We start from the raw sequence: 6,593 nt of genomic DNA on the forward strand, positions 1-6,593 counted from the left end.
CGCTGATAGTGCTGTTAACCAGGGATTGACATTTCTACTGGCCAGTAAGTAATCTGTTGTTGTGTTTTGTTTTTGGGTTGCAGAGTGCTACTCATTTAATTAAAATGGAAAAACAAATTTGGATTGCGATCACATTTATTGCCTTTTTATTGTCATTTACAATAGTAGGCATTTACTCTGCAACCCAAAAACAAAACACAACAACAGATTACTTACTGGCCAGTAGAAATGTCAATCCCTGGTTAACAGCACTATCAGCGATGGCAACTGGTCAGAGTGGGTATCTATTTATTGGTGTGATTGGTTTTACCTACAAAGTCGGATTTTCTTCTATTTGGATACCCGTCGCCTGGGCAATAGGAGACTACATTGCTTGGTGGTTAGTATTTAAAAGGTTAAGGTTAGTTTCTCAGCAAACAAACTCAGATACAGTTTCCTCATTCTTAGGTCAAGAAAATCTGGAGCAAAAAAATCAAGGGCGTTTGATTACAATAATTTCAGCGTTAATTATTATAGCATTTCTCGGTACTTATGCCTCCGCTCAATTGGTAGCAGCAAGCAAAGGACTAAATGCTATATTTGGCTGGAACTATCAACTAGGAGTTATTATAGGAGCTGTAATTGTAGTTGCCTACTGTTTTTCAGGAGGTATTCGTGCTTCTATCTGGACCGACTCTGTGCAGGCAGTTTTAATGATAGGATCTTTATGGGTTTTGTTTATAATAAGTTTAATTGCCTGTGGAGGGTTTGGAGAACTTTGGGTCAAACTTAATGCCATTGACCCCACCCTCACAAATTGGATACCTGCTAATTTACCTTGGGGATTTTTTCCTTACTTTTTGGGATGGGTGGTGGCAGGGTTGGGTGCTGTTGGTCAACCTCATATATTAGTGAGAGCAATGGCAATTGACTCGGCAGATAATATAGCCTTAGCTCGTAACATAAAATTTGTCTGCGGTCAAATGAATTCTGCTACAGCTTTTGGGATAGGATTAACTGCAAGAGTATTGTTGCCCGACTTAATAACATCAGGAGACCCAGAGTTAGCANGATGGGTGGTGGCAGGGTTGGGTGCTGTTGGTCAACCTCATATATTAGTGAGAGCAATGGCAATTGACTCGGCAGATAATATAGCCTTAGCTCGTAACATAAAATTTGTCTGCGGTCAAATGAATTCTGCTACAGCTTTTGGGATAGGATTAACTGCAAGAGTATTGTTGCCCGACTTAATAACATCAGGAGACCCAGAGTTAGCATTACCTAATTTATCTATAGGATTATTGCCAGCAGTTTTGGTAGGATTGATGTTAGCAGGACTATTTTCAGCAGCTATTTCGACAGCAGATTCCCAAATTTTATCATGTTCTGCTGCACTAAGTCAAGATTTAGTCGAGAGTGCTGCTCAGTCTTATAGAAAGGCTAAAATTGCAACCCTGGTTGTTACCGCTATTGTATTAGCGATCGCTCTAGGAGCAGATAATAGTGTATTTGGTTTGGTAATTTTCTCTTGGTCAGTTTTAGCTTGTGGTTTAGGTCCATTATTGGTATTGCGGGTCTGGCAAAAACCTGTAAGTGTGCCAGTAGCAATTATAATGATGATTATTGGTATAGTCGTTTCCATGCTCTGGAAGTTAGGGCTTAACCTATCAAGTGCTACTTATGAAGTATTTCCAGGTATGGCAGCAGGCTTTATTGTTTATGGGATTGCTAATTTTCTGATTAAGCCTAAAAACTTCAGTAAAGAATAAAATCATACTAAATTATTGTGTATTGAGATTTTATATTCCCTATTCCCTATTCCCTATTCCCTATTCCCTGACTAATGAAATTAATTTAAGATATGAAATCAAGAATTTCATTCCCTATTCCCTATTCCCTATTCCCTATTCCCTGACTAAAGATGAACGCTCAAGCTAAAGTATTACTATTCAACCATTTATCACTATTACCGATAGACTCCTTAGCTGCATTATTTGGTAGCTTGGTTTGTTTATCCTTAACACCAATTTTCATCCGTTTCAGCGAATATGAACTTGGTCCAAATGCTACAATATTTAATCGTTTTTGGATTGCAGCTATAGCCTTTGGGTTACTGAGCCAATTACTAACGGTGCGTCGCCGAAAACGAAAAAATGAAACTAAAATTGAACCAGAGAAACCCCATCTAGCTAACACAGCAAAGCTACTGATAGCAGATGGGGTTCTTTTATCTATTGGTTTGATATTCTGGTCTTGGTCTCTAACTCAGACAACAATTGCTCACTCTAGCATTATGCATAATTTAGTGCCTATCTTTACTGTCTTAGGAGCATGGTTAGCTTTGAGTCAAACCTTCGATCGCCGATTTCTACTGGGTCTGTTTGTAGCAATTATTGGTTCTGCCTTATTAGATATCAATGACCTTTTATCATTNCTTTGGGTTACTGAGCCAATCTCTAACGGTGCGTCGCCGAAAACGAAAAAATGAAACTAAAATTGAGCCAGAAATCGGTGATATCGAGCACACAGCAAAGCTACTGATAGCAGATGGGGTTCTTTTATCTATTGGTTTGATATTCTGGTCTTGGTCTCTAACTCAGACAACAATTGCTCACTCTAGCATTATGCATAATTTAGTGCCTATCTTTACTGTCTTAGGAGCATGGTTAGCTTTGAGTCAAACCTTCGATCGCCGATTTCTACTGGGTCTGTTTGTAGCAATTATTGGTTCTGCCTTATTAGATATCAATGACCTTTTATCATTCAGAATTAGTGAACAACTACTAGGAGACTTAGCAGCCTTACTTTCAGCAGTATTTTTTGGCATACACCCACTCATCATTCAGAAACTTCGGACTCACTTAAGCCCAGTCACAATTATGAGTTGGTCTTCAACAACCAGTGCTTTATTGCTCTTACCTGTAGCTCTAATTGCTGAGAATCAACTTTTTCCCAACTCATTAACTGGTTGGCTTGCAGTAATTGCTCAAGCTATTGTCGGTCAAATGCTAGGTATAGGTCTTTGGGCCTATTGTTTGAAAAAATTATCTGCTGGGTTTACTAGCTTAGTTGCATTATTTATTCCGGCTCTTAGTGCGATCGAAGGTTGGGCAATTTTCTCAGAAAACCTTAACCTATCGACTTCGGTAAGTNAACTTTTTCCCAACTCATTAACTGGTTGGCTTGCAGTAATTGCTCAAGCTATTGTCGGTCAAATGCTAGGTATAGGTCTTTGGGCCTATTGTTTGAAAAAATTATCTGCTGGGTTTACTAGCTTAGTTGCATTATTTATTCCGGCTCTTAGTGCGATCGAAGGTTGGGCAATTTTCTCAGAAAACCTTAACCTATCGACTTCGGTAAGTTTCTTGATAATTTTATGGGGAATGTATTTGGCAATCTCTAGTACATCTGCTCTAAACTCAGAAGTTGAGTCTTCTCATTAAATATAAGTTTAATTACTGCATCTACCAAAATTTTCTCTTATATAAAATCCGGTTATACAGTAATTGCACTTATTACTTTCTATGAATACAGATATTCTTAAATACAAGTTATACAATTTTATTAGTTCCAATCTTTTCTTTCTCCTGACTCCTGACTTCTGACTCCTGACTCCTAGAGGGATATGATAACTAATTACCCGCATTTTATATTAATGTATATATCTTTAGATATTTGCAATTAATATCATGTCCGCTGGTATCGGAGCGTGTAAAAGTTGGGGAAATATTTACCTGATCTAAGGTTTTTCCTTCCCTCCTTCTTCTTCCTTCTTCCTTCTTCCTTCTTCCTTACCTTCTCTATACAATACCGATGCTACCGGACATGATATAACAATTAATTAAAATTAATATTTGTGAACTAACAATCAAAGTTACTATTGAATTAGCAGAACAATAGAGAATAATTAGTAATGAAATTAGAAATAATTAATCAAAATCAACATTCTTCCTCAGCTATAATTCCTACATTACGGGTATTACACCTAGCTGGTTCCTGTGTTTCAGACTTCTATTACAACCTATCAATACTCTATGCTAAAGAAGTAGTCCAACCAGTTGGTGTCAGTAGTTATTATGCAGTGGTAGATCCTGATGGTTTTTGGCAGTTGGGAACATCTTTAGACTCATTGTCGGAGAAAATGTCACTCCAGGATATGACACCGCGACTACCTCAGATTGATGTTGTAGTTCCCCATATGTTCTGTTTTCCAGGGATGACCAGTTTCCGAGCATTTTTTGAGGATATTCTCGGTATACCTGTAGTGGGTTCACCATCTCATTGTACCTCACTAGCAACTAACAAAGCTCAGACACGCAGCGTTGTGTCTGCATCTGGGGTCCGAGTGGCTAATGCGCAGCAANATGCTAAAGAAGTAGTCCAACCAGTTGGTGTCAGTAGTTATTATGCAGTGGTAGATCCTGATGGTTTTTGGCAGTTGGGAACATCTTTAGACTCATTGTCGGAGAAAATGTCACTCCAGGGATATGACACCGCGACTACCTCAGATTGATGTTGTAGTTCCCCATATGTTCTGTTTTCCAGGGATGACCAGTTTCCGAGCATTTTTTGAGGATATTCTCGGTATACCTGTAGTGGGTTCACCATCTCATTGTACCTCACTAGCAACTAACAAAGCTCAGACACGCAGCGTTGTGTCTGCATCTGGGGTCCGAGTGGCTAATGCGCAGCAACTAAGGCGGGGAGATACTTTAACAATGAAGCCTCCTTTTGTGGTGAAACCAACCTCGGAAGACAACTCTTTAGGCGTGACATTGGTGTGGGATGAATCTCAGATAGAAGCAGCATTGGATAAGGGGTTTGAATTAGATGAGACTTTGTTAGTTGAAGATTATATTCCTGGAAGAGAATTGCGTGTGGCTGTGGTTGAGCGCGAGGGTGAGTTGCAAGTGTTGCCGATGATAGAGTATTTAGTCACAGAAGAACACCCTATTAGAACGCTGCATGATAAATTGGAACTCCAATCTGACGGAACTCCTGGAAAGCAACCTGAGAAACCTACAGTAAAGCCAATTTGTCCTGCGAATGTCACCCCAGAATTATTTGAGAAACTAGGGAATGCAGCTAAAACGGCTCATATTGCATTGGGTTGTCGCGATTATTCTTTGTATGATTTCCGGGTACACGCGGAAACCAATGAGCCATATTTGCTAGAGGCAGGCTTATTTTGGACTTTTGGAAAAATAAGCATGATTACGCGGATGCTTCAAGCTGATGGGCAAAGTCTGGAAGATGTGGTTTTGGAGTTGTGGAGTACAGCAGCAGGGCGGACTCGCGTAGCTTGTGGTTCCTTGTTTAAGTGGAATTAAAGGAGGTGTTCAATCGAAATACTAGGAATTAGCGAAAAACTAAGGTATAAAGCCTCCCCTTTTAAGGGGATAATAAATAAAAATTTTGCTGTTTGTCAATCCTCTTATTTTCAAGGAGAGATAATTCTAAATTCTTAATTCTAAATTCTTAATTCTTGAAGCACCCAAACAAGAAACCGGGTTTATTCCCTTAATTATTTTCAACCCACAAAATTTCCTTGATCAACCCGGTTTCTGAGAACAATAAAACCTACCACTTAACTACTAAAGATGTTATCTCGGAACAACATTTCAAAAACAAACTCCTCCCTGAATTCTCCTAAACTCGGTATTATCGGATGTGGCAATATTGGAGGGCGACAAACTGCTAATTTTATCGCCCACGGTTACTCGGTTTATATCTATGACATCAATTTAGATAGAATGGCAGAGTTAGAATCTTTGGGCGCTCATGTTACCCATAGTTGTGCCGAACTTGGTACTTATTCAGATGTGATTTTTACTTCTCTACCTACTCCTGGTGATGTTGTCAGTGCTGTGCTAGAGGGAGAAAACAACCTGAGTCAAGGATTGCGAAGTGGTAGTATTTATATAGATATAACCACTAATTCTCTAGAAACAATATTTAGACTTCACAACGCTATGGAGAAACTAGGGGTTGAGATGTTAGATGCTCCTTTTAATGATTGCCCTGAAGGTGCAAAAAGTGAGGGAGGTATGGGTTTAGCTGTTATGGCAAGTGGTTCAAGGAAAACTTTTGAGCGAGTCGAACCTATCCTCAAGCTGATGGCTGACCACGTTCTCTATTGTGGAGAAGTTGGTAATGGAACTCAATGCAAACTTATCCATAATGCGGTGAATGCGGTTGCCGTTCAAGCAGTTACAGAAGGCATTACACTGGGTTTAGCTCAGGGACTACCGCTACAAACTATTTGGGATGCTTTGCGTTTCGGTGCTTTTGGTCAGAACGCTGGAGATATTCATGGTTTGCCTCACTATTGGTTTTCCCGACGTTGTGATGACTTGTCTGAGCATCCTGACTTTACTGTTAAATTACTGCATAAAGATTTGCGACTAGCTCTGGATATAGCTAGTCAGCAAAATATATCTGTTCCTCAGTTGAGTTTGACAGTTAAAGATTATGAAGAGGCAGTGCGCAAGGGTTTCTCTGATTATGCTACTACTAAAGTTCGATGTTTACAGGAAGAGCGAGCTAGAGTAGTTGCTAAAGCTACAGAGGGCGATCGCTTCTAAATAGTTGGGGAGTGTGGGGAGGGTGGGAAG

General features: G+C 39.6%; 6 protein-coding genes and 2 pseudogenes. All 8 read left to right on the top strand.

Annotated features, from left to right (window positions below; all coding sequences use genetic code 11):
- Positions 1-104: 104 nt before the first annotated feature.
- Positions 105-1,049, top strand: a 945-nt coding sequence (locus AFK68_RS41880) for a sodium/proline symporter (protein WP_246844227.1), incomplete at its 3' end; no start/stop codon positions are given.
- Positions 1,050-1,055: 6 nt separating this feature from the next.
- A complete protein-coding gene (locus AFK68_RS41885) occupies positions 1,056-1,748 on the top strand; it encodes a hypothetical protein (RefSeq protein WP_256386580.1) in 693 nt (230 codons plus the stop codon).
- 152 nt (positions 1,749-1,900) lie between these two features.
- The coding region (locus AFK68_RS16160; RefSeq protein WP_168186508.1) for an EamA family transporter at positions 1,901-2,412 on the top strand (512 nt) is incomplete at its 3' end.
- A gap of 29 nt (positions 2,413-2,441) precedes the next feature.
- The coding region (locus tag AFK68_RS16165) for a DMT family transporter (RefSeq protein WP_246844229.1) at positions 2,442-3,131 on the top strand (690 nt) is incomplete at its 3' end.
- Position 3,132: 1 nt separating this feature from the next.
- Positions 3,133-3,422: pseudogene (locus AFK68_RS43495) on the top strand (EamA family transporter); the annotation flags it as partial.
- A gap of 470 nt (positions 3,423-3,892) precedes the next feature.
- Positions 3,893-4,342, top strand: a pseudogene (locus AFK68_RS35110) (D-alanine--D-alanine ligase); the annotation flags it as partial.
- A 124-nt stretch (positions 4,343-4,466) separates the two neighbouring features.
- Positions 4,467-5,309 carry a D-alanine--D-alanine ligase gene (locus AFK68_RS16170; protein WP_210407440.1) on the top strand — a complete coding sequence of 281 codons (843 nt, stop codon included), beginning with the start codon at positions 4,467-4,469 and terminating at the stop codon, positions 5,307-5,309.
- 270 nt (positions 5,310-5,579) lie between these two features.
- Positions 5,580-6,563, top strand: a complete 984-nt coding sequence (locus AFK68_RS16175) for an NAD(P)-dependent oxidoreductase (protein ID WP_094673677.1) — start codon at positions 5,580-5,582, stop codon at positions 6,561-6,563.
- Positions 6,564-6,593 lie beyond the last annotated feature (30 nt).

Source organism: Hydrocoleum sp. CS-953 (assembly GCF_002260545.1).
In the GTDB taxonomy this organism is placed as follows: Bacteria; Cyanobacteriota; Cyanobacteriia; order Cyanobacteriales; family Microcoleaceae; genus Trichodesmium.